At 70.2% G+C, this 24820-nt stretch carries 31 protein-coding genes; 13 read left to right on the plus strand and 18 right to left on the minus strand.

What is annotated here, in order from left to right:
* Window positions 1-31 precede the first annotated feature (31 nt).
* The 3 genes from CQ034_RS11705 to CQ034_RS11715 are packed head-to-tail and all read right to left on the minus strand — an operon-like array spanning window position 32 to window position 3207.
* Window positions 32-1219 (minus strand): benzoate/H(+) symporter BenE family transporter, encoded by a 1188-nt coding sequence (locus tag CQ034_RS11705; RefSeq protein ID WP_105711185.1) that lies wholly within the window; start codon window positions 1217-1219, stop codon window positions 32-34.
* 39 nt (window positions 1220-1258) lie between these two features.
* Complete coding sequence (locus CQ034_RS11710; protein ID WP_105711186.1) at window positions 1259-1945, minus strand: response regulator transcription factor; 687 nt, start codon at window positions 1943-1945, stop codon at window positions 1259-1261.
* A complete protein-coding gene (locus CQ034_RS11715; protein WP_105711187.1) occupies window positions 1942-3207 on the minus strand; it encodes a sensor histidine kinase in 1266 nt (421 codons plus the stop codon). Before CQ034_RS11715 ends, CQ034_RS11710 begins: the two co-directional genes overlap by 4 nt.
* Window positions 3208-3305: 98 nt before the next feature.
* Between CQ034_RS11715 and CQ034_RS11720 the strand changes: the two genes are divergently transcribed.
* Window positions 3306-3953 carry a dihydrofolate reductase family protein gene (locus CQ034_RS11720; protein WP_105711188.1) on the plus strand — a complete coding sequence of 216 codons (648 nt, stop codon included), beginning with the start codon at window positions 3306-3308 and terminating at the stop codon, window positions 3951-3953.
* A 28-nt stretch (window positions 3954-3981) separates the two neighbouring features.
* On the opposite strand, the gene CQ034_RS11725 is transcribed toward CQ034_RS11720, so the two are convergent.
* Together CQ034_RS11725 and CQ034_RS11730 are read right to left on the minus strand one after the other, a co-directional pair.
* Window positions 3982-4791, minus strand: coding sequence for an HAD family hydrolase (locus CQ034_RS11725; RefSeq protein ID WP_105711189.1), 810 nt, complete (start codon window positions 4789-4791; stop codon window positions 3982-3984).
* A gap of 11 nt (window positions 4792-4802) precedes the next feature.
* Window positions 4803-5648, minus strand: a complete 846-nt coding sequence (locus CQ034_RS11730; RefSeq protein WP_105711190.1) for an exodeoxyribonuclease III — start codon at window positions 5646-5648, stop codon at window positions 4803-4805.
* 37 nt (window positions 5649-5685) lie between these two features.
* On the opposite strand from CQ034_RS11730, the gene pyrE reads away from it, so the two are divergent.
* Window positions 5686-6246, plus strand: coding sequence for an orotate phosphoribosyltransferase (gene pyrE / locus CQ034_RS11735; RefSeq protein ID WP_029262822.1), 561 nt, complete (start codon window positions 5686-5688; stop codon window positions 6244-6246).
* On the plus strand, window positions 6243-7145 hold the full coding sequence (locus CQ034_RS11740; protein ID WP_105711191.1) for an ROK family protein: 903 nt from the start codon (window positions 6243-6245) through the stop codon (window positions 7143-7145). The genes pyrE and CQ034_RS11740 overlap by 4 nt, the downstream gene beginning before the upstream one ends.
* Window positions 7146-7163: 18 nt before the next feature.
* On the opposite strand, the gene CQ034_RS11745 is transcribed toward CQ034_RS11740, so the two are convergent.
* The 6 genes from CQ034_RS11745 to CQ034_RS11770 all read right to left on the minus strand — a co-directional run bounded on the left by CQ034_RS11745 (window position 7164) and on the right by CQ034_RS11770 (window position 10362).
* Window positions 7164-7466: a hypothetical protein gene (locus tag CQ034_RS11745; RefSeq protein ID WP_105711192.1), complete on the minus strand. Its 303-nt coding sequence runs from the start codon at window positions 7464-7466 to the stop codon at window positions 7164-7166.
* Window positions 7467-7470: 4 nt separating this feature from the next.
* Window positions 7471-7743, minus strand: a complete 273-nt coding sequence (locus CQ034_RS11750; protein WP_105711193.1) for a hypothetical protein — start codon at window positions 7741-7743, stop codon at window positions 7471-7473.
* A 4-nt stretch (window positions 7744-7747) separates the two neighbouring features.
* Complete coding sequence (locus CQ034_RS11755; RefSeq protein ID WP_105711194.1) at window positions 7748-7987, minus strand: hypothetical protein; 240 nt, start codon at window positions 7985-7987, stop codon at window positions 7748-7750.
* Between the two features lie 4 nt (window positions 7988-7991).
* Complete coding sequence (locus CQ034_RS11760; RefSeq protein ID WP_105711195.1) at window positions 7992-8198, minus strand: hypothetical protein; 207 nt, start codon at window positions 8196-8198, stop codon at window positions 7992-7994.
* A 119-nt stretch (window positions 8199-8317) separates the two neighbouring features.
* Window positions 8318-9463, minus strand: a complete 1146-nt coding sequence (locus CQ034_RS11765; protein ID WP_105711196.1) for a sugar MFS transporter — start codon at window positions 9461-9463, stop codon at window positions 8318-8320.
* On the minus strand, window positions 9460-10362 hold the full coding sequence (locus CQ034_RS11770; RefSeq protein WP_029261268.1) for a MurR/RpiR family transcriptional regulator: 903 nt from the start codon (window positions 10360-10362) through the stop codon (window positions 9460-9462). The genes CQ034_RS11765 and CQ034_RS11770 overlap by 4 nt, the downstream gene beginning before the upstream one ends.
* A gap of 166 nt (window positions 10363-10528) precedes the next feature.
* Between CQ034_RS11770 and CQ034_RS11775 the strand changes: the two genes are divergently transcribed.
* The 8 genes from CQ034_RS11775 to CQ034_RS11810 all read left to right on the plus strand — a co-directional run bounded on the left by CQ034_RS11775 (window position 10529) and on the right by CQ034_RS11810 (window position 19327).
* On the plus strand, window positions 10529-12076 hold the full coding sequence (locus tag CQ034_RS11775) for an ABC transporter substrate-binding protein (protein WP_105711197.1): 1548 nt from the start codon (window positions 10529-10531) through the stop codon (window positions 12074-12076).
* 66 nt (window positions 12077-12142) lie between these two features.
* Entirely contained in the window at window positions 12143-13114 is a 972-nt protein-coding gene (locus tag CQ034_RS11780) for an ABC transporter permease (RefSeq protein ID WP_029261266.1), read from the plus strand.
* The gene (locus CQ034_RS11785) at window positions 13111-13998 is read left to right on the plus strand and encodes an ABC transporter permease (protein WP_091031742.1); all 888 of its coding nucleotides are present in this window, start codon (window positions 13111-13113) and stop codon (window positions 13996-13998) included. Before CQ034_RS11780 ends, CQ034_RS11785 begins: the two co-directional genes overlap by 4 nt.
* A complete protein-coding gene (gene murQ, locus CQ034_RS11790) occupies window positions 13995-14900 on the plus strand; it encodes an N-acetylmuramic acid 6-phosphate etherase (RefSeq protein WP_105711198.1) in 906 nt (301 codons plus the stop codon). Before CQ034_RS11785 ends, murQ begins: the two co-directional genes overlap by 4 nt.
* Window positions 14900-16090: an anhydro-N-acetylmuramic acid kinase gene (locus tag CQ034_RS11795; RefSeq protein WP_105711199.1), complete on the plus strand. Its 1191-nt coding sequence runs from the start codon at window positions 14900-14902 to the stop codon at window positions 16088-16090. Before murQ ends, CQ034_RS11795 begins: the two co-directional genes overlap by 1 nt.
* Entirely contained in the window at window positions 16087-16590 is a 504-nt protein-coding gene (locus tag CQ034_RS19580) for a GNAT family N-acetyltransferase (RefSeq protein ID WP_181156299.1), read from the plus strand. Before CQ034_RS11795 ends, CQ034_RS19580 begins: the two co-directional genes overlap by 4 nt.
* Window positions 16587-17702 carry a serine hydrolase gene (locus CQ034_RS11805; protein ID WP_105711201.1) on the plus strand — a complete coding sequence of 372 codons (1116 nt, stop codon included), beginning with the start codon at window positions 16587-16589 and terminating at the stop codon, window positions 17700-17702. The genes CQ034_RS19580 and CQ034_RS11805 overlap by 4 nt, the downstream gene beginning before the upstream one ends.
* Window positions 17699-19327, plus strand: a complete 1629-nt coding sequence (locus CQ034_RS11810; protein ID WP_105711202.1) for an ABC transporter ATP-binding protein — start codon at window positions 17699-17701, stop codon at window positions 19325-19327. The genes CQ034_RS11805 and CQ034_RS11810 overlap by 4 nt, the downstream gene beginning before the upstream one ends.
* 20 nt (window positions 19328-19347) lie before the next feature.
* Here the strand turns inward: CQ034_RS11810 and CQ034_RS19585 are convergent, their stop codons facing one another.
* From CQ034_RS19585 to CQ034_RS11835, 6 genes are read right to left on the minus strand one after another with little or no spacing between them, the layout of a single operon-like run.
* A complete protein-coding gene (locus CQ034_RS19585) occupies window positions 19348-19515 on the minus strand; it encodes a hypothetical protein (protein WP_181156300.1) in 168 nt (55 codons plus the stop codon).
* Window positions 19512-20090, minus strand: coding sequence for a YdeI family protein (locus tag CQ034_RS11815; RefSeq protein WP_105711203.1), 579 nt, complete (start codon window positions 20088-20090; stop codon window positions 19512-19514). Before CQ034_RS11815 ends, CQ034_RS19585 begins: the two co-directional genes overlap by 4 nt.
* Window positions 20091-20093: 3 nt before the next feature.
* The gene (locus CQ034_RS11820; protein ID WP_105711204.1) at window positions 20094-20906 is read right to left on the minus strand and encodes an HAD-IIA family hydrolase; all 813 of its coding nucleotides are present in this window, start codon (window positions 20904-20906) and stop codon (window positions 20094-20096) included.
* Window positions 20907-20959: 53 nt separating this feature from the next.
* Entirely contained in the window at window positions 20960-21592 is a 633-nt protein-coding gene (locus tag CQ034_RS11825; protein ID WP_105711205.1) for a metal-dependent transcriptional regulator, read from the minus strand.
* Between the two features lie 14 nt (window positions 21593-21606).
* Window positions 21607-21906 carry a hypothetical protein gene (locus CQ034_RS11830; protein WP_105711206.1) on the minus strand — a complete coding sequence of 100 codons (300 nt, stop codon included), beginning with the start codon at window positions 21904-21906 and terminating at the stop codon, window positions 21607-21609.
* A 20-nt stretch (window positions 21907-21926) separates the two neighbouring features.
* The gene (locus tag CQ034_RS11835) at window positions 21927-23195 is read right to left on the minus strand and encodes an Nramp family divalent metal transporter (RefSeq protein WP_105711207.1); all 1269 of its coding nucleotides are present in this window, start codon (window positions 23193-23195) and stop codon (window positions 21927-21929) included.
* A gap of 94 nt (window positions 23196-23289) precedes the next feature.
* On the opposite strand from CQ034_RS11835, the gene CQ034_RS11840 reads away from it, so the two are divergent.
* Both CQ034_RS11840 and CQ034_RS11845 read left to right on the plus strand, forming a co-directional pair.
* Window positions 23290-23970, plus strand: a complete 681-nt coding sequence (locus tag CQ034_RS11840; protein ID WP_181156301.1) for a TrmH family RNA methyltransferase — start codon at window positions 23290-23292, stop codon at window positions 23968-23970.
* 69 nt (window positions 23971-24039) lie between these two features.
* Window positions 24040-24507: a VOC family protein gene (locus CQ034_RS11845; RefSeq protein ID WP_091032286.1), complete on the plus strand. Its 468-nt coding sequence runs from the start codon at window positions 24040-24042 to the stop codon at window positions 24505-24507.
* A gap of 32 nt (window positions 24508-24539) precedes the next feature.
* On the opposite strand, the gene CQ034_RS11850 is transcribed toward CQ034_RS11845, so the two are convergent.
* The gene (locus CQ034_RS11850; RefSeq protein ID WP_029261253.1) at window positions 24540-24818 is read right to left on the minus strand and encodes a hypothetical protein; all 279 of its coding nucleotides are present in this window, start codon (window positions 24816-24818) and stop codon (window positions 24540-24542) included.
* Window positions 24819-24820 lie beyond the last annotated feature (2 nt).

The following is a 24820-nucleotide window of genomic DNA, read 5'->3' on the forward strand; positions in this document are numbered from 1 at the left end:
AGGGGGAGAGGGAGGGGGAGAGGGAGGAGCGTCAGCGACGACCCGCGTGCAGGACCGCGCGGACGAGGAGGCCCGCCACCAGGGCCCAGAACGCGGCGCTGACGCCGAAGACGGCGATGCCGGATGCCGCGACCAGGAAGGTGACGACCGCGGGGATCCGTTCGCCCGGATCGTCGATGGCCTGCTGCACGGATGAGCCGAACGCGGCGAACAGCGCGAGGCCGGCAACCGCGGGGATCACGGCGGCGGGCGCGAGCACCACGAGAGCGGCGAAGGCAGCGGAGAACACCGCGAGCACCAGGTACGACGCCCCGGTCGAGACGCCGGCGACCCACCGTCGCTTCGGGTCGGGGTCGGCATCCGGTGAGGCGGCGAGGGCCGCGCTGATCGCTGCGAGGTTGATGGCATGACCGCCCGCCGTCGCCCCGAGCGCGGTGCCGAGGCCGGTGACGAGCATGGCCGGACGCCACGGCACCTCGTAGCCGAAGCTGCGCATGATCGCGATGCCCGGGACGTTCTGCGAGGCCATCGTCACGATGAACAGCGGCAGCGCGAGGCCGACCAGCGCGCCCACCGTGAACGTCGGGGCGGTGAACTCGAGCCGGGGCAGCAGCACGGCGGGGTCGAACGGGGCGCCTTCGTCCACCACGGAAGCGCCGATCAGGGAGACCGCGACTACGACGGCAGCCGCGACGAACGCGAGCGGAACCGCCCACCGCGGCGCGAGCCGGGCGAACACCAGCCAGGTGAGCACGACCGGGATGACGCCCCAGGGGTTCGCGACGATGCCCGTGATCGGCGCCAGGCACAGCGGGAGCAGCACGCCGGCCAGCATCGCCTGCGCGATCGACGGCGGGATGCGGGCGATGAGAGCTCCGAGTGCCGGCCACAGCGCCGTGAGCAGGATGAGTGCGGCGGCCACGAGGAAGGCCCCGACCGCCGCCGGCCAGCCGCCCTCGACGGTGCCCGTCGCCACCAGCAACGCGGCACCGGGAGTGGACCACGCGACCGTGATCGGCATCCGATACTGCCACGCGAGCACGACGCACGCGAGGCCCATCATCAGGCTCACGGCGAGCAGTCCGCTCGCCGCTTGGGCCGCATCCGCCCCGACCGCATCCAGACCCGTCAGCACGACCGCGAACGAGCTGGTGAATCCGACGAGTGCCGTCACCACCCCCGCCAGGATCGGGCGGGACAGGGGTGCGGTTTCGGGCATGGCTCCGAGGTTATCGCGGAGCGTCGGTGTACCGGGCGCCTACGCGAGCCCCATGCGGTGCGCGAGCACGACGGCTTGCACACGATCGCGGGCACCGAGCTTCTGCAGGATGCGGGAGACGTGCGTCTTGACCGTGGCCTCGCCGATGTACAGCGCGCGTGCGATCTCGGCATTGCTCCGCGCATCGGCGAGCAGTGTCAGCACCTCCGCCTCGCGGTCGGTGAGCGGCTCGATGAGCGTGACCTTCGGGGTCGCGCCGCTGTCGATCGGAACAGCCGTCCGTGTCGGTGCGGGGGCCGCGGCGAACCGCGCGAGGACTCGCCGGGTCACCTCGGGGGCGAGCATCCCGTCGCCGGCAGCCAGAGCGCGGACGGCGGCGATCAAGTCTTCGGCGCCGGCGTTCTTGAGCAGGAATCCGCTGGCTCCGGCATCCAGCGCCTGGTACAGGTAGTCGTCGCGGTCGAAGGTCGTGACGATCGCGATGGCCGCCGCGACCGCGGGATCGGCGACGATGCGACGGGTCGCCTCGATGCCGTCCATGTCGGGCATCTGCACATCCATCGTGATCACGTCGGGATGGAGGGCGGATGCCTGCGCCACGGCCTCTGCTCCCGATGAGGCCTCGCCGACCACCGTGATGTCGGGCTGGGTGTCGAGGATGGTGCGGAAGCCCGCGCGCAGCAGCGCGTGGTCGTCGACCAGCAGCACCCGGATCGGTTCGCTCATCGCCCTGCCCCCGAACTTGCCGGGGTCGGGAGAGGTACGCGGGCGCGCACACGCATCCCGCCCAGCGGCCGCGACGTCACCTCGAGCGTGCCTCCGGACGCGGCGGCGCGCTCCCGCATGCCCAGCTGGCCGAGCCCCGGGCGGAGTTGGGTGATCGCGCGTCCGGTGTTGACGATCTCGAGTTCGACGCCGTCGTCGTCGTACCGCACGCGGACGTCGGCGGTCGCTCCGCTGCCGGCGTGACGGCGGGCGTTCGTGAGCGACTCCTGGGCGATGCGGTACAGGTTCACCGCGACCAGTGACGGCACGGGCACGGGTTCGCCGATCACCGTGTAGTCCGTGGGCAGCCCGGCCTCGGTCGACGCCTCCACGAGCTCGGCGATGTCGTCCAGGGCGAGGGTGGATGCCGCATCCGTCGTCTCGCCGCCCGGTGTGCGCAGAGTCTCCAACAACTGGCGCAGCTCATGGATCGCGTCGCGCGCCGAGCCCTCGACGCCGGAGAGGATGCGGGCGGCTTCCGCGGGATCGCGCTCGAGCACGAGACGCGCGGCGCCGGCTTGCACGCCCATCACCGACACGTGGTGGGCGACGACGTCGTGCAGCTCGCGGGCGATGCGCACCCGGTCGAGGGCGACGGCCTGCGCCGCGGTGACCTCGCGCTCGCGCTCGAGCTCGACGGTGCGCTGCTCGAGCACGGCCAGCTGCGCAGCTGCCGCCCAGGAGCGCTCGCCGAAGTAGTAGGCACCGCCGAAGTAGAGCACATTCAGCAGCAGCTGGATGAGCATGAAGGCGACGTACGGCGACATGGCTCCGGCGGCGACATCGGCCTTGTCGGCCTCGCTGATCGCGTCGCGGTACATCGTGATGATCAGCCACACGAACATACCCACGATGATCCCGACGCGCACGAGCATCGCGCGACGTCGGTCGTTCATCCACGCGCCGACCGTGTACAGCGTGAGGAACATCACTATGTTGCCGACGTAGATCTCGGGGACGCGGATGGTGACGGCCGTGAAATAGGCCGCGGCCACGATCACGGCGGCGGTCCCGGGCCAGCGGCGGCGGAACGCCAGGGGAGCGGTGGCGACGACGGCGTAGACGAGCGCCCACCACAGGGGTGCCTGCTCGTCGCCGTAGATCTCTGCGATCGAGGAGAGCCCCGCGCTCAGCACCGCGCCGACGAACATGACGGCGGCGAGGATGACATCGGCTCGTCGTTCGCGCGCGGTCGGCGTGCGGGTGAACGCAGGGGCAGGCATCCCTCCACCGTAGAGCGGCGACCGCCTCCCGGCATCCCCCGAGCGGCGGATCGGAGAGGGGCTGGTAGGCGAGATTCGCTTGTTATTGACTGACTGACATGAGCGCTGACAAGACCGAAGACGCATCCGGCCGCATCCTGATCGACCTCTTCATGACCCTCGACGGCGTCGCGCAGGGACCGGGCGGCGTCGGCGAAGACACGTCGGGTGGTTTCCGCTTCAGCGGCTGGCAGGCGGGTTACCCGTCCCCGGGGATGGGTGCGGAGGTCGACAACGGGATGCGGGGACTCGACGCGCTGCTGCTCGGCCGCCGCACGTACGACATCTTCGCCTCGTACTGGCCGCACCACACCGACGGTCCCGAGGGGCACATCGGGCGGCTCTTCGACCGCGTCCCGAAGTATGTGGCGACGAGGGATGCCGATCTCGCGCTCGACTGGCAGGGGAGTTCTCGCGTGGGCGACGACCTCGCGTCGGAGGTCGCAGCGCTGCGGGCCGCCCATCGCGAGGTGCACGTGATCGGCAGCATCGACTTCGTGCACACGCTGCTCGCCGAGGGGCTCTTCGACGAGCTGAACCTCTGGGTCTATCCGATCCTGCTCGGCGCCGGCAAGAAGGTCTTCGACGACAACGCCCTACCGTCGGTGCTGCGGCTGTTGCGTCCGCCGGTCACCGACGAGGCCGGCGTGACGGTGCTCCGCTACGGCCGGACCGATCGCGTGCCGGAGGTCGGGACCTTCGGGTAGCGCGGGTGGGCGACCTGAGCGTTCCGCGTCAGCCGAGCAGGCGCTCGATCACCCGCGCGACACCGTCGTCATCGTTCGACGCGGTCGTCTCGTCGGCCGCGTCCTGAACCACGGGTTCCGCATGGGCCATGGCGACACCGCGCCCGGCCCAGCGCAGCATCTCGACGTCGTTGAGCGCGTCGCCGAACGCCACGACGTCGGCGCGGTCGATGCCGAGGTGCTCGCACAGACGGGCGAGGCCGGTGGCCTTCGTCACGCCCTCGGCCATCACCTCGACGAACGGAGCACCCGACAGGGTCGCCTCGAACCCGGTCAGCCCGAGGCTGCGCAGCGTGTCGAAGAGAGCGGCAGGGGCGAGTTCCGGATGCCGGATGACGAGCTTCAGGCTCGGCGCCGCGAGCACCTGCTCGAGCGGCACGCCACCCATCGTTCGAGGGTCGCGCTTGTGGTCGGAGAGCTGCGCGATCTCGGCGTAGCCGTCCTGCGCCACGAAGGTCTCGCCGGCCTCCCGCACACTCGCGAAGAGCAGGCCGGGAATGCTGGCGCGCAGCGCCTCGACCAGCGTGCGGATCGTGTCCGGTGGGAGCTCTTCGGCGAACAGCATCCGCCCGTCGTCCAGACGCACGGCATAGGCGCCGTTGCTGCACAGCGCCCAGCCGTCGAAACCCGCACCGGCCGCGATCGCCCGCAGTCCGATCGGCTGGCGTGCGGTGACGGGAATGACGTGGATGCCGCGTTCGCGAGCCGCGTCGAGCGCAGCGCGGGTGCGCGGCGTGACCGCGGATGAGGAGTCGAGCAGCGTGCCGTCGAGATCGGTGGCGATCAGCCGCACGGTCACGGAAGCAGCCGTCAGGAGAAGATCATCGGAAGGTCGTCGTCTTCTGCAGACCCGCCGAAACTGAGGTCGACCACCACGGGAACATGGTCGCTGGGCTGCTCGCCCTTGCGCTCGTTCCGGTGGATCGACGCACCCGTCACGGCCTCGGCCAGAGTGCGCGAACCCAGGACGAAGTCGATGCGGATGCCCTCGTTGCGCGGGAACTTCAGTCGCTGGTAGTCCCAGTACGTGAACCCCTCCGGAAGCAGCGGGCGCACCACATCGGTGACCCCGGCATCGGCGAACGCGAAGAACGCATCGCGCTCGGGCTGCGAGACATGCGTCGACCGGCCGACGACGATGTCGGGATCGCCGTTGTCGTGGTCGAACGGGATGATGTTGAAGTCGCCCACCAGAGCGAGCGGCAGGTCGGGGTTCGCCGAGAGCTCGGCCGCCGTCGACTTCTTCAGCTGCTCCAGCCAGTGCAGCTTGTAGAGGTAGTGCGGGTCGTCGAGCGAACGGCCGTTCGGCACGTACAGGCTCCACACCCGAACCCCGTCGACCATCACGCCGAGCGCGCGGGCCTCGAGCGGAGCATCCGGGCCCTCATGCCCCTTCGCGAACCCCGGCATCCCGTCGAACGCCGTGCGCACGTCGGTGATCGGCAGGCGGCTCGCGATCGCGACGCCGTTCCACTGGTTCAGCCCGTGCACCTCGACGTGGTACCCGGCCTCTTCGAACGGTCCGTAGGGGAACTGCTCGGGCTTGCACTTGATCTCCTGCATCGCCAGCACGTCGATGTCTTCACGGACGGCGAACTCGACGGTGCGGGTGACGCGGGTGCGGATGGAGTTGACGTTCCAGGTAGCCAAGCGCATGCATCCAGCCTAGAGCCCACCTCCTACACTGGATGCCGTGACCGCACTCGACGCAGACCGCCAGACCCTCCTCGACCTGATCAAGGACGAGGCGGTGTTCCACGGCGACTTCACCCTCTCCAGCGGCAAGAAGGCGACGTACTACGTCGACATGCGCAAGCTCACGCTCGACCATAGGGCGGCTCCCGCGATCGGCCGGATCATGCTCGACCTGATCGGCGACCTCGACGTCGTGGCCGTCGGCGGGCTCACCCTCGGCGCCGACCCGATCGCGAACTCCGTGCTGCACGCCTCGGTCGCCACCGATCGTCCGCTCGACGCGTTCGTCGTGCGCAAGGAGCCCAAGGACCACGGCCGCGGCCGCCAGATCGAAGGTGCCGACGTCAAGGGCAAGCGGGTCGTCGTGCTCGAAGACACCTCGACCACCGGCCAGTCGGCGCTCAAGGCCGTCGAAGCTCTGCGCAAGGAAGGCGCCGAGATCGTCGCCGTCGCCGTGATCGTCGACCGCAAGACCGGCGCGCAGGCCGCCATCGAAGCCGAGGGGCTCGAATGGCGCGCCGCCTTCGACCTCGACGACCTCGGGCTCGACCCCCAGTGACGCGCTACGCACTGGCCGTCGACGTCGGCGGCACGAAGATGGAGGCCGCGCTCGTCGCGGAGGACGGTGTGCTCGTGGCGGGCAGCCGCAGCCGGCAGGCGACCGGGCGCGAAGCCACGGTCGAGTCGTTGAACGCCGCCGTCATCGCGATCGTCGAGCACGCGCTCGCCGCCCTGCCCGCGGATGCCGAGCTCGTCGGCGCGGGCGCGGGGAGCGCCGGCCCCGTCGACCGGACGCTCGGCACGATCATGCCGGTCAACATGCCGCTCGCGCGCGGCTTCGCGCTCGCTGAGGCGGTTCGCGCCGCAGCATCCACGGTCATGGGGCGCGACGTGCGCACCGTCCTCGGCCACGATGGCGGTGCACTCGCGCTCGCCGAATCCTGGCTCGGGGCGACGCAGGGTGCCGGTGCGTCGCTATCGATCGTCGTCTCGACCGGCGTCGGCGGCGGCTTCGTCGCGAACGGTGCGTACATCCCCGGTGCCACCGGCAACGCCGGACACCTCGGACAGGTGCGCCGTGAGGGCGGGCTGACCCTCGAGGAGATCGCCTCCGGGCCGGCGAGTGCGTCCTGGGCGCAGGAGCAGGGCTGGACCGGCACCACGGGCGAAGACCTCGCGCGCGACGCAGCGGCCGGCGACACCGTCGCTCGCTCGGCGATCGAGCGCTCGGCCCGAGCGGTGGGAGAGGCGCTGGCGGACGCCGCGACCCTGGTCGACCTCGACGTGGTCGCCATCGGCGGCGGTTTCTCGCGGGTGTCTGCGGACTACATCGACCTCGTGCAGCAGGCGCTCACCGCCAGTGCGGTGCACGAATACTCCCGGCGCACCCGCGTGGTGCGCTCGGGGCTGGGTGACGAAGGGCCTCTCATCGGCGCCGCCGCCCTCGTGCTGCGGTAGGTCGTACCGGAACGCTGCTCAGCGACTCGCCGTGAGCAGGTGCCGCGGCGGTCCTTCGAGGCGGGCGACGGAGATCTTCAGGTCGGTGACGTCGGCGGCGACCGCGTCGATCCGAGAGCTGAGCTTCTCGTCGACGGCATCGATACGGGTGCTGAGTTTCTCGTCGACGGCATCGATACGGGTGCTGAGCTTCTCGTCGACGGCGTCGATGCGGTCGTCGATGCGGCGGATCATCCACGCGCCGGCGGCGAAAAGGCTCGCGCCGAGGGTGAGTACGATGCCGATCGCGCTGACGACGATGGTCCACGTCTCCGTGGTCACGGTGTTATCCCCTCCCTGCCGTGAGCAGATGCCGTGGCGGACCTTCGAGGCGCGCCACCGAGATCTTCAGGTCGGTGATGTCGGCGGCGACCGCGTCGATCCGAGAGCTGAGTTTCTCGTCGACCGCATCGATGCGGGTGCTGAGTTTCTCGTCGACGGCGTCGATGCGGTCGTCGACACGGCGGATCATCCATGCCCCGGCTGCGAAGAGGCTCGCGCCGAGGGTGAGCACGATGCCGATCGCGCTGATGACGATCGTCCAGGTCTCCGTGGTCACGGTGTCATCCTCTTCCTGCGGTGATGAGATGCCGCGGCGGGCCTTCGAGCCGGGCGACGGAGATCTTCAGGTCGGTGACGTCGGCGGCAACCGCATCGATCCGGGTGCTGAGTTTCTCGTCGACGGCGTCGATGCGGTCGTCGATGCGGTGGATCATCCACGCGCCGGCGGCGAAGAGGCTGGCGCCGAGGGTGAGCACGATGCCGATCGCGCTGATGACGATGGTGAGGGTCTCCGTGGTCACGGGGTCATCCTCTTCCCGCGGTGATGAGGTGCCGCGGCGGGCCTTCGAGGCGCGCGACGGAGATCTTCAGGTCGGTGGGGTCGGCGGCGATCGCGTCGATGCGGTCGTCGAAGCGGCGGATCATCCAGGCGCCGGCGGCGAAGAGGCTGGTGCCGAGGGTGAGTGCGACGCCGACGGCGCTGATGATGATCGCGAGGACTTCAGTGGACAACGGGCTTCCCTTGACGCGGGCGGGTTCAGAATCGACGTTACGCCGCATCTGCCGAGGCGACCTGCGGTATTCCGGCATCCGTGGAAAGGTCTTCGATACCCGGAAAGGGGGAGGGGAAGTCAGTCGGTCGTCGGTGCCGTGACGCGGGATCGCGCCGCGATCAGCACCAGCACCGGCACGAGCGCACAGAGGGCAGCAGACACGAAGAACGTCGTGCTCGACGCCGGGTCGCGGCCGACCAGCAGGATCAGTGTGGGGACGAACGTGCCGCCGACCGCGCCGCAGGCCACGAGCGCACCGGTCACGGCAGCGCTGCGAGCCGGATCCAGCCGGTCGAGGGCGAGCCCCAGGATGAGCCCGTAGCTGGGAGCGAGGAGCACGACCACCGCGGCCAGCGCGACCAGCGCCCACACCGGCTCGGACCCCACCAGCATGCCGGCCGCGGCCATCAGTACGGCCGCTCCGCTCGTCGCGGTGGCGAGGATCCAGATCGGCGAGACGGAGGCCCGACGCAGGGCCGCCGCGCCGAAGCGTCCGACGGCCATCAGGGTCCAGAACGCCGAGGTTCCGAGCGCGGCGAGAGCCGGATCGACATCGAGGATCCGCTCCGGGATCACGGCCGACCAGCCCGACAGCACGGTCTCGACGCCGACGTAGAGCGGCAGCGCCGCCGCGAACGGCAGCAGCACGAGGAGCCCGCGCACGTCGCGATGCGCAGGAGCTTCGGCAAGGGAGGCCGCAGGAGTCGGGCCGGCGAGCATCACGATCGTGACGAGGGGCACCACCGCGAGGATGCCGAGAGCCGGGCGCACGTCCGACCCGAGGGCGACGAGCAGCGGCGTGACCGCGGCGCACACCGCGACCGTACCCAGCAGCGCGCTCAGCAGTCCCGTCGCGCTGCCGACAGCCAGGGACTTCGCCGCCACCGAGCCCGAGGCCTCGACCAGCCCGAACCCGAAACCGGCGACGATCGCCGCGGCGATGAACACCCCGGGCGTGCTCGCGACGGCCACAGCGATGATGGCGGCAGCCTGAAGCGCGCTGCCGAGGATGAGTGCGGTCTGCGGCGGTCGGCGGATCAGGATCGGACCGGAGACCAGCACGCCCACCAGCAGCCCCGCGAACAGGGCGGGGACGGCGGCGCTGAGGTCGGCCCCGATCGCCCGCTCGGCGCGGGGGAGGACCGCGGGCACGAAGGCCGCTGTGACGCCGAGCCCCGCGAATGCGGTGAACAGCCCCGCCCGAGTGCGCCCCGCGTTCGTCACGCCCCAGCCGCGCGCACGCGGTGCACGGCGGCGAACGTGTCGCGCAGCGCCTCCATCGAGCGGTCGTAGTTCGACTGGGCGACGCCGATGAAGATGCAGTCGACCACCATGAGCTGCGCGATCCGGCTGCCGAGTGCACCCGAGCGGAACCCCGTCTCGCGGGCGGCCGTCGTGAGCACGATGTCGGCCTGATCGGCCAGCGGTGCCCCGGCGTGGTTCGTGATCGCGATGGTCGTGGCGCCTGCCCGACGGGCGAGCAGGAGGAACTCGATCGTGTCGGTGGTGGCACCGCTGTGCGACACCGCGATCGCGACGTTCCCCGGTCCGAGGGTCGCCGCCGAGGTCCAGGCGGCATGCGGGTCGGACCAGTCGAGGGCCGTGCGACCGATACGGGTGAGCTTGCGCTGCAGGTCGAGCCCGACGATGGAACTCGCGCCCACGCCGAAGATGTCGACCCTGGTCGACGACGTGATGGCTTCCACCGAGGCGCGCAACGATTCGGTGTCGAGTACCTTCGCGGTGTCGGCGAGGGAGAGCGTCTCGGCGAGCGAAACCTTGGCGACGATGTCGGCCAGGGTGTCGTTGCGGTCGATGTCGCCGGAGACGGCGGGGAGGGCTGCCGTGTCGAAGGTCTCCCGTTCCACATCGCGCAGGACGTGGTTGCGCAGCTCCCGCACGTGCTCGTAGCCGAGCCGCTTGCAGAATCGCACGACCGAGGTGGTGGAGGTGTCGCAGCGCTGCGCGAGCTCGGCGACCGAGAGTCCCGCGGTGCCCGCGGGGTCGGCGAGGAAGAGGTCGGCGATGCGCTGCTCGCTCGGACGCAGCTCGGGACGGATCGCGCGCATGCGGACGAGGACGGGGTGTGCGCCGGCTTCTTCGCGGGCAGCTTCATTGGACATGGCGGTCTCCGATCGCTGTTCATAACAGTAGAGGAACTTCTGTTACATCTGTAGTGACCTTCGTGTACTTTTGGTACCAACCAAGACCGACGACGTTCACGGGGCGGCAGGCAACAGCGCCTGACCCGACGCCACGGCGACGCGTCCCAGCCAGGAGGAATCTGCAATGAGCACAGCACGGCGAGCGTCATTCGGCGCTCTCACCGCCACGGCCGCCGCATTGGCGCTCGTGATCACCGGTTGTTCCGCACCGGCATCGAACTCCGAGTCCTCTGAGGGCGCGGCGGGCGGCGACCTCGTCATCGGCGTCACCAGCGACCCGGACACCCTGTTCCCCTGGAAGGCCACGCAGTTCCAGGCCGTCAACGTGCTGCAGAACCTGTACGGCACGCTGACCGAGTTCGACGAGGACCTCAACGTTGTCCCCGGCCTCGCCGAGTCCTGGGACGTCTCCGACGACGGCCTCACCGTGACCTTCCACCTGCGGGAGGGCGTCACCTTCGCCGACGGCACCACGTTCGGCTCCGAAGACGTCAAGTACTCGCTCGACGCGATCGCCGCCGAGGCCACCGCCGCCGTCGCGAGCAGCTCCCTCGCCTCCGTCACCGCGGTCGAGGCCACGGACGAGACGACCGTCACCCTCACGCTGAGCGCTCCCGACGCCGCTCTCCCCGCCAACCTCGCCGTGATCAACATGGCCATGCTGTCGTCCGACGACACCGAAGAGGGGCTCAACACGACCCCGAACGGCACCGGTCCCTTCATCCTCGACGGCCGCAAGGCCAGCCAGTCGATCACGCTCGCCAAGAACGAGGACTACTGGGGCGACGCGGCACTGCTCGACACCGTCGAGTTCCGGGTGATCCCCGACGAGTCGTCGATCGTCTCGGCGATGCAGTCCGGCAACGTGCAGCTCGCGGTGTTCGACGACCCGCTGGTCGCGCAGACCGCTGAGGGCGCCAACGTCGAGGTCGCCACGACCCCGCAGCTGAGCTACCACGCCCTGCAGCTGAACGCCACGCGCGGCGACCTCACCGACGTCAACGTGCGCCTCGCGATCCAGTGCGCGATCGACCGCCAGGAGGTGCTCGACACCGCCGCCCTCGGCGAGGGCGAGGTCACCGGCCCGATCACCTCTCCGGCGTACAAGTCCGACCCCGAGGCGCGTCCGTGCCCCGAGCGCGACCTCGACAAGGCCGCCGACTACCTCAAGAAGGCGGGCAAGGAAGACGGCGTCACCATCAAGACGATCGTCTCGCAGGGCGAGTACGCGACCTCGGTGAACGAGGCGCAGAACCTCAAGGCCCAGCTCGCCGATGCGAAGATCACGCTCGACATCGAGGTCCTCGAATCCGGTGCCTTCGTCGACCGCTGGATCGCGGCCGACTTCGACGCCGCTGTCGCGCTCAACGGCGGTCGTCCCGACCCCGACGGCATGTACGGCCGCTACTTCACCAGCACCGGAAACCTGAACAAGGTCGCCGGCTACTCCTCGCCCGAGCTCGACGCGCTGTTCGCCGAGGGACGCCAGACGGCCGACCCGGAGAAGCGCAAGGACATCTACGCGCAGGTCTCCGAGAACCTCGAGGACAACGCCGCGTGGATCTGGCTGTTCACGAGCTACACCTACACGGCGACGGCCTCGACCGTCGACGGCTTCGTCCCCATGGTGAACGGCTCGCTGCAGTACCTGCGGACCACCTCCATCAAGTAGCGGATCGAGGGGGCGCGGCACGCCCGCGCCCCCTCCCTCCCCGACGACAGGCACCCCCACACGCGCATGTTCAGACAGATCCTCCGCAACAGCGTGCTGCGACGCATCCTCGCAGCCCTCGGCACGCTCCTCGGCGTCGCCATCTTCGTCTTCCTGATGCTGCGCGCCATCCCCGGCGACCAGATCAGTTCCGGCCTCGGCACCGAGGCAGCCGCCCTCACGCCTTCGCAGCGCGCGGCCCTCGAGGCCTACTACGGCCTGGACCAGCCGCTCTTCGTGCAGTTCTTCTCGTGGCTCGGCAACATCTTCACCGGCAACCTCGGCTTCTCGTCACGGGCGCAAACCAGCGTGCTCGACCTGACCGCCGCCGCCCTCCCCGTCACGTTCGAGCTCGCGATCTTCTCGATCGTGATCGCCCTCGCCATCGGCATCCCGCTCGGCATGCTCTCGGCGTCGAAGCCCGACTCGGTCCGCGACGGCTTCGGCCAGGTGGTCGGTCTCGCCGGTCTCTCGATCCCGGCGTTCCTGCTGGGCACCGCACTGCTGGCGGTGCTCGCCTCGTCGTTCGGATTCAACCCCAACGGTCAGGCCTACGCGACCCTCTTCGAGGACCCGCTGCTCAATCTCCAGCAGATGTTGCTGCCGTCGATCGTGCTCGGCTTCGGCATCGCCGCGCCGATCATGCGCACGACCCGCACCGCGGTGCTCGAGATCCGCGCCAACGACTTCATCCGCACCGCGAAGGCGAAGGGCGTCCCGCCGCGCCGCCTGCAGGTGCGGCACGTGCTCGGCAATGCGCTCGTCCCCATCGTCACGATGACCGGCCTGCAGTTCGGCTACCTCCTCGGCGGCGCCGTGGTGGTGGAGCAGATCTTCTCGCTCCCCGGCATCGGACGACAGGTGCTGCTCGGCATCCAGCAGAAGGAGTACGCGCTCGTGCAGAGCACCGTCCTCGTGATCGCCCTCGCCTTCGTCATCGTCAACCTGCTCACCGACCTGCTCTACCGGGTCATCGATCCTCGGGTGCGTGCCGCATGACCGACATCTCTCAGACATCCGCCCTCGCCCCCGGCGGCGGGCGCACCGGCGAGCGCGTGCGCCTCCTGCTGCGCAGCCGCAGCGGGCTCACCGGCCTCATCATCGTCGTGCTGCTCGCGGTGCTCAGCCTCGTCTCGGCGTTCGGGCTGCTGCCCTTCGACCCGCTCGCCCAGGATCCGCCGTCGCGCCTGCAGCCGCCATCGGCCGTGCACTGGTTCGGGACGGACCAGTTCGGGCGCGACGTGTTCTCGCGCGTCGCCGCAGGAGTCGCGAACTCGGCGCTGATCTCGGTCGTCGCGGTCGCGTTCGCCACCGTGGTCGGCACCGTGTGCGGACTCATCGCCGGCTTCTACCGCGGCTTCTCCGACGGCGCGATCACGGCCGTCACCAACGTGCTGTTCGCCTTCCCGCCGCTGCTGCTCGCCCTGTCGCTGGCGTCGGTGTTCGAGCGCAACTGGTTCACCATCGCCGTGGCCATCGCGATCGTCTACGTGCCGATCTTCATCCGCGTGACCCGAGGCCCCGTGCTCTCGCTGCGCGAGGTCGAATACGTCAAGGCCGCCAAGAGCACGGGGCAGAGCCGCATGGCGACGATGTTCCGGCACGTGCTGCCGAACATCACGTCGATCATCATCGTGCAGGTCACGCTCTCGCTGTCCTGGGCCGTGCTCACCGAGGCCTCGCTGAGCTTCCTCGGGCTCGGCACCCCGCCGCCCGCGCCCTCGCTCGGTTCGATGATCTTCGAGGCGCGCACGCTCGTCACGATCGCCCCGTGGACGATGATCGCGCCCGGTGTGATCGTGGTGCTGCTCGTGGTCGGGCTGAACCTGCTCGGCGACGGCCTCCGCGACAGTCTCGACCCCCGGAACAGAGGAAAGCGATGACCACGGAGGACCTCGGCGGACTCGCCACGGAGGCCAGCGACCCCCGCTACGCGGAGCTCGACCTGATGAGCGTGGCGGAACTCGCGCAGACGATGAACGAGGCGGACGCCACGGTGCCGGCTGCCGTACAGCGCGCCCTCGGACAGATCGTCCCCGCGATCGAGGCCACGGCCGCCCGCATGGCGCAGGGCGGTCGCCTGGTCTACGTCGGCGCCGGAACCCCCGGCCGCATCGGCGTGCTCGACGCCTCGGAGTGCCCGCCCACCTTCAGCACCCCGCCGGAGCTGGTGTTCGCGATCATGGCCGGAGGGCCCGGCGCGATCGTGAACCCCGTCGAAGGCGCGGAGGACGACGCGGAGGCGGGGGCTGCGGCCATCGACGCCGCCGGCATCGGCCCGCTCGACACCGTGATCGGGATCGCCTCCAGCGGACGCACGCCTTATGTGATCGCCGCCGTCCGCCGGGCGCGCGAGCTCGGAGCGCTCAGCATCGGCCTTTCGTGCAACGTCGACACCGCGCTGAGTGCCGCCGCCGAACACGGCATCGAGGTCGAGGTCGGTCCGGAGGTGCTCTCCGGCTCCACCCGTCTCAAGTCGGGTACCGCGCAGAAGCTCGTGCTCAACATGTTCTCGACCATCTCGATGGTCCGGAACGGCAAGGCCTACGGCAACCTGATGGTGGATGTGAAGGCCACCAACCACAAGCTGCGCGAGCGGGCGATCCGGATGGTGCAGACCATCGCGGGCGTCGACCGTGACGCCGCGGTGGCTGCGCTGGAGACCGCCGCCTACGACGTGAAGCTCGCGTCGATCATGATCCGCCGCGGCGAGGACCTCGCCGCGGCCACCGCACGACTGGGCGCCGCCGACGGACGGCTGCGCACCGCACTGGAGGAGAACTGATGCGCGTCCTCGGACTGATCTCCGGCACCTCGCACGACGGGATCGATGCCGCCGTCGTCGACTTCACGACCAGCGGCGGGTTCACCGCGCACGGTGTGGATCTGCACGGCACGGTGCTCGCGGCGACGAGCGTGCCCTACGCCCCCGAGCTGCGGGCCCGGCTGATCGCTGCCCTGCCGCCCGCCCAGACGACCCTCGCCGAGGTGGCCGAGCTCGACACCCTCATCGGGCAGGCGTTCGCCGATGTCGCGGCCGACATCGCGGCCGAGGTCGGCGGGGTCGACGCGGTGTGCTCGCACGGACAGACCGTGTACCACTGGGTCGACGGCGCGCACGCGCTGGGCACCCTGCAGATCGGGCAGCCGGCCTGGATCGCCGAGAAGGTCGGCGCCCCGGTGGTCTCCGACATCCGCATCCGCGACATCACGGTCGGCGGTCACGGCGCCCCGCTGGTGTCGTTCCTCGACGAGCTGCTGCTGCGCTCGCGCGCCGGTGTCTCCGCCGCCCTCAACCTGGGCGGCATCTCGAACATGACGGTGGTGCGCCAGGACGGCCTCGTCGCGTACGACATCGGCCCGGCGAACGCCCTGGTCGACGCGGTCATCGTCGAGCACGGCCTCAACCCGCTCGGTTACGACGACGACGCCGCGATCGCCCGCACCGGACAGGTCGACGAGGCGCTGCTGGCCGCTCTGCTCGAGGATCCGTACTACGCCCTCACCCCGCCCAAGAGCACGGGCAAGGAGCACTTCCACCTCGGCTACGTGCACGAGCACCTCGCCGCACAGGGGCGGGAGATCTCCGTCGCCGATGTGGTGCGCACCCTGACCGAGCTCACGGTCCGCACGGTCGCGCGCGACGTGGAGGCCGCGGGCATCGGGTTCCTCGCCGTGTCGGGCGGCGGATGCCGCAACCCGCTGATCCTCGACGGACTGCGCGCCGCGTTGCCGGCGACCGAGGTCGTGCTCGCCGACGAGCTGGGTGCCGCGGCCGACAGCAAGGAGGCGATCCTCCTCGCCCTCATCGGCTGGTCCACGATGCACGGCGTTCCCGCGATCGTGCCCGGCGGCACCGGTGCGCGCGAGCCGCGGATCCTGGGCACCATCACGCCGGGCGTCGGCCCGCTGCAGATGCCCGAGCCCGTCGCCTCCATCGACTCCCTCTTGCTCGCGGAGGCCTCGGCATCGTGAACCTCCAGGTGCGCCCCGCCACCCCGGACGACCTGTCCGGGGTGCTCGAGGTGTTCCTCGCGTGCTGGCGGGAGAGCTACCGGGGTGTGCTCCCCGACGCGGCGATCGACGCGATGACGGATGAGCGGGCCGAGGCGCTGTGGCGCCGGGTGCTCGCCGATCCGGTGGGCGTCGTGCTCGTCGCCGAGCGCGACGGCGAGATCGTCGGGATCACCCGGTACGCCGCGACGCCGGGCGCGGGTGGCCGCATCGACGGCGCCGTGCACTCGCTGTACGTCTCGCCGCGGGCCCACGGGGGCGGGATCGGCGGCGCGCTGCTGACTCAGGCGACGGCGGAGCTGCAGGATGCCGGGGCCGAGGCCGCGACGCTCTGGGTGTTCGCGGCGAACGCCCCGTCGATCGGCTTCTACGAGGCCAAGGGGTGGCGCGCCGACGGAGCCACCCGCACGCAGCCCGAGTTCGGTGAGCCCGAACAGCGCATGCGCAGGGGGTGGACATGACCGCCGCCGCGGCCGTCGCCGCCGTCCTCGCCACGGACTCCGCGCCGCGCGGCGCCGTCGCGGGTGTCGTCACCGATGCCGGGCGCGACATCGCCGCGGGCGGCCTGGCCGATCTCGCCGGAACGCCGATGACGACCGGGACCGCGTTCGACATCGCCTCGGTGTCGAAGGTCGCCGCGACCACGACCGCGATCCTGCGACTCGTCAGCCGTGGTGAGGTGGGCTTCGACGATCCGGTCGACCGCTTCGTCCCCGGCACGTCCTGTGCGCCGGGAACGACCGCGCGTCACCTGCTGCAGCACCGCGCGGGTCTGTGGGAGTGGCAGCCGCTCTACCTCGATCACGCACACGCCGCCGACCCCGGGGCCGCGGCCGACGCGATCCCGCTCCGCTACGGCCTCGACGAGGGCCGTCACTACTCCGACCTCGGATTCCTGCTCCTCGGCCGCATCATCGCCGCCGTCACCGGGCTGCCCCTGGACGCCGCCGTCCGCGAGCTCGTGACCGTACCCCTCGGGCTCGACCGCACAGGATACGGCCCGGTCACCGCGCCCGTCGCCTCGTCGTCGGTCGGTGACGCCGCCGAACGCCGCATGGTCGCGACCGGTGAGCCCTATCCGATCCTCGCCGCCGACCGCACATTCGCCTGGCGCGAGGGCGAGATCACAGGCAGCGTGAACGACGGCAACAGCTTCCATGCGTTCGGCGGGATCTCCGGACACGCCGGGCTCTTCAGCACCGCCGACGACCTGCTCACCCTGGGTGCTGCACTCGCCGCTCCCGAGCGGCATCCCGAGCTGTGGCATCCGAATGCGACAGCCGACCTGTTCCGCGACGGACCCGACGCCGGGCAGGCGCTGGGCTGGCGCAGCGACACGGTCGCGGTCGGCGGCCGACCGACCCGGATGCTCTGGCACCCGGGCTTCACGGGCTGCGCGCTGGGATTGGTGCCGGGCACCGGCACCGCCGCGGTCCTGTTGAGCAACCGCCTCTTCGCCCCCGAACCCGCGCCGACCGAGGCGCTGTGGCGCACGGCGCTCCCCGCACTCCTGGGTGACAACGATCTGGGCGGCAACGACCTGGACGACAACGAAGGAACGAGAACACCATGAGCACCACCGAGCCCGTGCTGAGCATCAGCGGCCTCGCCGTCGCCTTCCGAACCGGTTCCGAGCTGGTCACCGCCATCAGCGACATCAGCATCGACGTCGCCGCCGGTGAGACCGTCGCGATCGTCGGGGAGTCCGGGTCGGGCAAGTCGACCACCGCCGCCGCTGTCAACCGTCTGTTGCCCGAGAACGGGGTGATCACCGCCGGCAGCATCCGCTTCGACGGGCGCGAGCTGACCGATCTGCCCGAGAACGCGATGGTCTCCCTGCGCGGTGCCGGGATCGGCCTCGTGCCGCAGGACCCGATGTCGAACCTCAACCCGCTCATGCGCGTGGGCGAGCAGATCGGCGAGGCGCTCGAGGTGCACGGCCACACCCACGGCGATGCCACGAAGGCACGGGTCGTCGAGCTGCTCGAGATGGTGGGGATCGCGGATGCCGCGCAGCGGGCGCACCAGTACCCGCACGAGTTCTCGGGCGGTATGCGCCAGCGCGTGCTGATCGCGATGGGGCTCGCCTGCAAGCCGCGCCTGCTGATCGCCGACGAGCCCACCTCGGCCCTCGACGTGACCGTGCAGCGGCGCATCCTGGACCAGCTCGATGCGCTCACCGATGACCTCGGCACCGCCGTGTTCCTCATCACGCACGACCTGGCCCTCGCTGCCGAGCGCGCCGACCGCATCGTCGTGATGTTCCGCGGTCACATCGTGGAGGAGGGCACCTCGGCCGAGGTGCTCGGCAACCCGCAGCACGAGTACACGAAGCAGCTGCTCGCCGCGGCGCCGAGCCTCGCCTCCCGCCGCGAAGCCCTGCCGCAGCGCGAGGCCGCTACCGGGACGCCGTTCGTCGAGATCCGCGACCTCCGCAAGGAGTTCGCCCTCCGTTCCCCCAAGGCGGGCGAGCCGCAGACGTTCACCGCGGTCGACGGGGTGAGCTTCGAGATCCGTCGCGGCACCACCGTCTCGATCGTGGGCGAGTCCGGCTCGGGCAAGTCGACCACCGCGAACATGGTGCTCGGCCTCGAGGACGCCACGTCGGGATCGATCCTGTTCGACGGGCTCGACCTGACCACGCTCCGCCGTAAGGAGCTGTTTGCGCTGCGCCGCCGTGTGCAGCCGGTGTTCCAGAACCCCTACGCCTCGCTCGACCCCCGTTACACGGTCGAGCAGTCGATCGCCGAGCCGCTGCGGGTGCACCGCATCGGCACCGCGGCCACGCGTCACGCGCGCGTGCTCGAGCTGCTGGAGCAGGTCGCCCTGCCCGCGGCGATGGCCGAGCGCCTGCCGCACGAGCTGTCGGGCGGTCAGCGCCAGCGCGTCGCGATCGCCCGGGCGCTCGCGCTCGAACCCGAACTCGTGGTGCTCGACGAGGCCGTGTCGGCGCTCGACGTGCTCGTGCAGGCGCAGATCCTCGACCTGCTCGCCGACCTGCAGAAGCGCCTGGGCCTGAGCTACCTGTTCATCAGCCACGACCTCGCGGTCGTGCGGATGATCTCCGACGAGGTGCATGTCATGCAGCGCGGCGTCGTGGTCGAGAGCGGCACCCCCGAGCGCATCTTCGACGACCCGCAGCATCCCTACACCCGCGAGCTCCTCGCCGCGATCCCCGGAGCGTCGCTGGCGTCCTGACCAGGTGGCAGGCTCCGGGGTCAGCGGGACTTGTCGTCGTCGTCCCAGGGGCCTTCCCACCAGCCGGCGCGGCCGTCGTCCGAGCCACCGCGTCCGCGGCGGGAGCGGACGAACTGCACGACGAACACGGTCAGCGAACTGAGCAGGATCAGGAAGACCACCAGGAACAGCACGTCGCTCTGATTCATGGGCGTTTCCCCTCCGCGGCATCCGCCACGATCTTCGCGATGCGGGCCGCCCGGGTCTCCGGGCGCTTGGCCATCGCGATGTGCGTGAGTCCGAACTTCTTGACCGACTTCGGAAACGCATCCCAGTTCTCGCGCGCGGCGGGCACCGCGTCGAGTGCGGCGGCGAACTCCTCCGGTTCGGTACCGGCCTCCGGGCCGTCGAGCATGGTCCACGAGCCGTTCGCCTTCGCGACCTCGAGCACACGGATGCCGGCCGGAGCGAGCATCCCCTCCGCCTCGAGTTCCGCGATCCGCGCCTTGTTCGTCGCCGCCCAGCCGCTGCCGGGGCGGCGCGGGGAGAACCACTGCCCGTTGGCGCGGTCGTCGGTCCCGTCGTCGAAGACACGCACGGGGCCATCGATCCATCCGAAGCACAGCGCCTGCCGCACGGCATCCTCGTAGCCGACGTCGTCGGACGAGCCGCGCACGCTCAGCAACCAGACGCCCGCCGCGCGCTCGTGGTTCGCCTCGAGCCAGGCGCGCCAGGCCGCGGCGTCCGCCGCCCTGAGCCGTTCACCCTCGTCGAGTGCGCCCATCGGCTACTTCTTGATCTTGACCGTCGTGATCGTCTCGGTGATCCGCGGGAGCAGGTCGGCGACCGACTGCACGATCTCATCCGGGCGGAACGGGTACTTCTCGATCTCGGCCTGGTCGCTGATGCCGGTGAGCACCAGGATCGTGTGCAGACCCGCCTCGATGCCGGCGACGACGTCGGTGTCCATGCGGTCGCCGATCATGCCGGTGCGCTTCGAGTGCGCGCCGATCTTGTTCAGGGCCGAGCGGAACATCATCGGGTTCGGCTTGCCGACCACGTACGGCTCCTTGCCGGTGGCCTTCGTGATGAGCGCGGCGATGGCGCCCGTCGCGGGCAGCGGTCCGTCGGCGCTCGGGCCCGTGGCATCCGGGTTCGTCACGATGAAGCGCGCGCCGCCGATGATGAGGCGGATGGCCTTCGTGATCGCCTCGAACGAGTAATTGCGCGTCTCGCCCACGACCACGAAATCGGGGTTGGTCTCGGTCATGATGAAACCCGCATCGTGCAGTGCGGTGAGGATGCCGGCCTCGCCGATCACGAAGGCAGAGCCCCCGGGGAGCTGCTGCTTGAGGAAGTCGGCGGTCGCGAGGGCCGAGGTCCAGATGCGCTCCTCCGGCACGTGCAGTCCGCTGGTGCGGAGGCGAGCCGACAGGTCGCGAGCGGTGAAGATCGAGTTGTTCGTCAGCACCAGGTACGGGATGCTCGCGCTCTCCCAACCGGCGAGCAGTTCGGATGCTCCGGGGATGGCGTCGTTCTCATGGACGAGCACGCCGTCCATGTCGGTGAGCCAGCATTCGATGTCGTCACGTTGAGCCATGTGCACAGCCTAGAGGCCCCAGGCGACGCGCACCTGACCGTGTTGCGGGGGAGCTAGGCGCTGAGCCAGACGACCTGTGCCGCGCCTTCGGGCAGCGCCGTCTGCGCGCCGTCGATCTCCACCCCGGATGCCGTCACCGTGACGGTCGATGCGACCGCCAGGCCCAGCGCCTCGAGAGATCGCAGCAGCTCGGGGTCGCGGTCGTCGACGCGCAGCACCCGTCCCGCGTGCCCGGCCGGCGCGTCGGCGAGGAGCACGAAGGGCTCGCGCTCGATGTGACCTTCGGCATCGGGGATCGCATCGCCGTGCGGGTCGAAGCGCGGGCGTCCCAGTCGGGCGTCGATGCCCTCCAGCAGCCGGTCGCTGATGGTGTGCTCGAGCACCTCGGCCTCGTCGTGCACCTCGTCCCAGCCGTAGTCGAACTCCTGCACCAGCCAGGTCTCGATCAGGCGGTGCCGGCGCACCATCGCGAGCGCGCGCAGGGTTCCGGCATCCGTCAGCCGCACCGCACCGTAGGGCACGTGCGAGACGAGACCCGCGGCGGCGAGCTTCTTCACCATCTCGGTGACAGAGGACGGGGCGATGCCGAGCTTCGCGGCGAGCACCGAGGGAGTGATCGGTGCGTCCTGCCACTCGGTGTGCGCGTAGACGGTCTTCAGATAGTCGTCAGCTGCAGGGGATGCCACCGGACCAGCTTAGGTCAGCTCGTCGCGGCGGCCAGCAGGCTGTACGCGGCCTGACCCGCGAAGAACAGGACCAGGAAGCCGAGGAGGGCGGCGGCCAACGAGAGCCGGCCGTCGAACCCCTCGATCTCGGCGATGCCGATCTTGCGCGCGCGGAACGCCAGCACGAGAGTGGCGACGCCCAGGGCCAGCTGCACCCACGGGCTGCCGAGGCCGATGACCTTCGGGAACGCGATCAGCAGGCCGCCGATCACGCCCGTCGCGAGACCGATCCAGGTGAGGATGCGGACGTTGCGGCGGGCGTTATCGGCAGACATGCTGTCGAGCCTATCCGGGGTCAGGCCCCCGTCAGGACGAGCCAGAGCAGCGCTCCGTTGAGCGCGATCAGCAGCACCGAGGCCACGATGCCGGCGGCCGTCGTCCAGCGCCGATTGGCCCAGGCGCCGAGGGTGCGTCGCTGCGCGGTGAGCACGACCAGCGGGATCAGGGCGAAGGGGATGCCGAACGAGAGCACCACCTGGCTGAGCACCAGGGCGAGTGTCGGATCGAAGCCGATGCCGAGGATGATGAGCGCGGGGATCAGCGTGACCAGGCGGCGGGCGAGCAGCGGGATGCGCACGTGCAGCAGGCCGTGCATGATCTCGGCTCCCGCGTAGGCGCCCACCGAGGTCGAGGCCAGTCCGGATGCGAGGAGTCCGACGGCGAAGAACGTCGCGACGACCGGCCCGAGCCCCGCGGCGAGGGCGGCGTGCGCGCCCTCCAGCGAGTCGGTGCCCTCGACGCCGGCGAGGTTCGCGGCGGCGAGCAGCAGGATGCAGAGGTTCACGGAGCCGGCGATCACCATCGCGATCGATACGTCCCAGCGGGTGGCGGTGAGCAGGCGGCGGATGCGCGAGGTCTCGGTGCGCACCGCCTCGTCGCCGGCGTGAGCGGTCGTGGCGCCGAAGCGGTCACGGGCGAGGGAGGAGTGCGCGTAGATCGCGTGCGGCATGATCGTCGCGCCGAGGATGGATGCGGCCAGCAGTACCGAGCCGGTGTCTTCGAAACGCGGGATCATTCCTCCGAGCACCCCGGCCGGGTCCGGCGGAGCGACGAAGACGCCCGCGACGAAGCCGACCGTGATGATGACCATGAGCCCGATGATCACGAACTCGAAGGGGCGGGCCCCGCGGCGGGACTGGACCGTGAGCAGGATCATCGAGACCGCGCCGGTGATGAGTCCGCCCAGCAGCAGCGGCACGTCGAACAGCAGGTTCAGGGCCACGGCGCCGCCGATGACCTCGGCCAGGTCCGTGGCCATGGCGACCAGCTCGGCCTGCAGCCAGTACGCGCGGCGGGCCCACGGTCGCTTCAACCGCGCGCCCAGCACCTCGGGCAGGCTCTGCCCGGTGACGACGCCCAGCTTCGCGGAGAGGTACTGGATCAGCCACGCCATGATGTTGCCTGCGAGCACGACCCACACCAGCAGGTAGCCGTACTGGGCCCCCGCGGTCATGTTGCTGGCGACGTTGCCGGGATCGAGGTACGCGACGCCGGCGACGAGGGCGGGACCGAGCAGCCACAGGCTGCGCGGGGCCCTGGCCGGGGACGCGGTCGGGGTCGTCATCGGAAGGGAGGAATTTTTAGGCACACCGAAACCGTAGCGTATTTTTCGGCACACCTAAATATCTGGATGTTCGCTCCGGCGATAGCCTGGCGAGATGGATGACGCCGCTTCGGACCCCTCGCACGCCGACACTCCGGCGGGCCCGACGCGCGGCGGCTCGACTGCCCAGCCCGGCTATGGAGTGGGCCCCTGGCCCGGAGGCGAAGAGGCGTGGCCCGAGGGGGAGCAGTACGACCCCGAGCTCCTCGCGGCGGGCGACACCCGCAACGTGATCGACCGCTACCGCTACTGGCGGATGGAGGCGATCGTCGCCGACCTCGACACTCAGCGGCATCCGTTCCACGTCGCCATCGAGAACTGGCAGCACGACATGAACATCGGATCGATCGTGCGCAGCGCCAACGCGTTCCTCGCCGACACCGTGCACATCATCGGTCGCCGCCGCTGGAACAAGCGCGGGGCGATGGTCACCGATCGCTACCAGCACGTGGTGCACCACGAAGACGTCGAGACCTTCGCCGCCTGGGCTGCGGCGGAGGGCCTCCCGATCATCGCGGTCGACAACGTCGAGGGTGCCGTGCCCGTGGATCGGGCCGATCTCCCGCAGCGCTGCGTGCTCCTGTTCGGACAGGAGGGACCGGGGCTCTCCGCCGAGGCGCTCGCCGCAGCATCCGCCCACATCGAGATCACCCAGTACGGCTCGACGCGCTCGATCAACGCCAGTGCCGCTGCCGCCGTGATCATGTACGAGTGGTGCCGGAGATACGCGGGCTGAGCGCCGCCGGAAACCCCTCGACAGGCGGTGGCTGCGGGCGTAGCGTGAGTGCCGATCGAGGAGGTCGACATGGCAGTCGTCACACCCATCCGCCCGTTCCTCTGGTTCGTCGACAGGGCGCAGGAGGCGATGGAGTACTACGTCTCGGTGTTCCCGAACTCGTCGATCGACAGCGTGACCTACTATCCGGATGAGAACCTCAGCGAGCACTTCGAGGGCATGACCGGGAAGGTCATCAACGGGGAGTTCACTCTGAACGGAACGCGATTCGGCTGCCTCGACGGGGGTCCGGAGTTCACCTTCAACGAGGCCGTCTCCTTCGTGATCGAGTGCGCCGACCAGGAAGAGATCGACCGCTACTGGCAGGCGCTCTCCGCGGTGCCGGAGGCGGAGGCGTGCGGCTGGTGCAAAGACCGGTTCGGCGTCAGCTGGCAGGTGGTCCCCGCCGGGCTCGACCTTCTGCAGCAGCGGCCGGAGCAGATCCAGGCGCTGATGCACATGAAGAAGATCGTGATCTCGGAGCTCGAGATCGCCTGAGCTCGCGTTCTCGGTGGCGATGAACGGCGCGCTCAGCCGCGATCGATGCCGAAGAGGTGGCGGTAGATCGCGTTGACGTCGCGATCCAGATGATCGATGCGCCCGTGGACCGAGCTGATCTCCGTGCGCACATGGGCGAACTCGCTCCGCATCTCGGTCCGCACGCTGGCGAACTCGTTGCGGACCTCGGTCCGCACGCTCTCGAACTCGTTCTGCATCGTGCGCAGGAACATCGTCGAGATCAGCGTGATCGTGCCGAACATGCCCGCGGCGAAGACGCCGATCAGCGTCCATACCTGTGGTTCCGTCATCC

Origin of the sequence: Microbacterium sp. MYb45 (genome assembly GCF_002979655.1) — a bacterium.
In the GTDB taxonomy this organism is placed as follows: Bacteria; Actinomycetota; Actinomycetes; order Actinomycetales; family Microbacteriaceae; genus Microbacterium.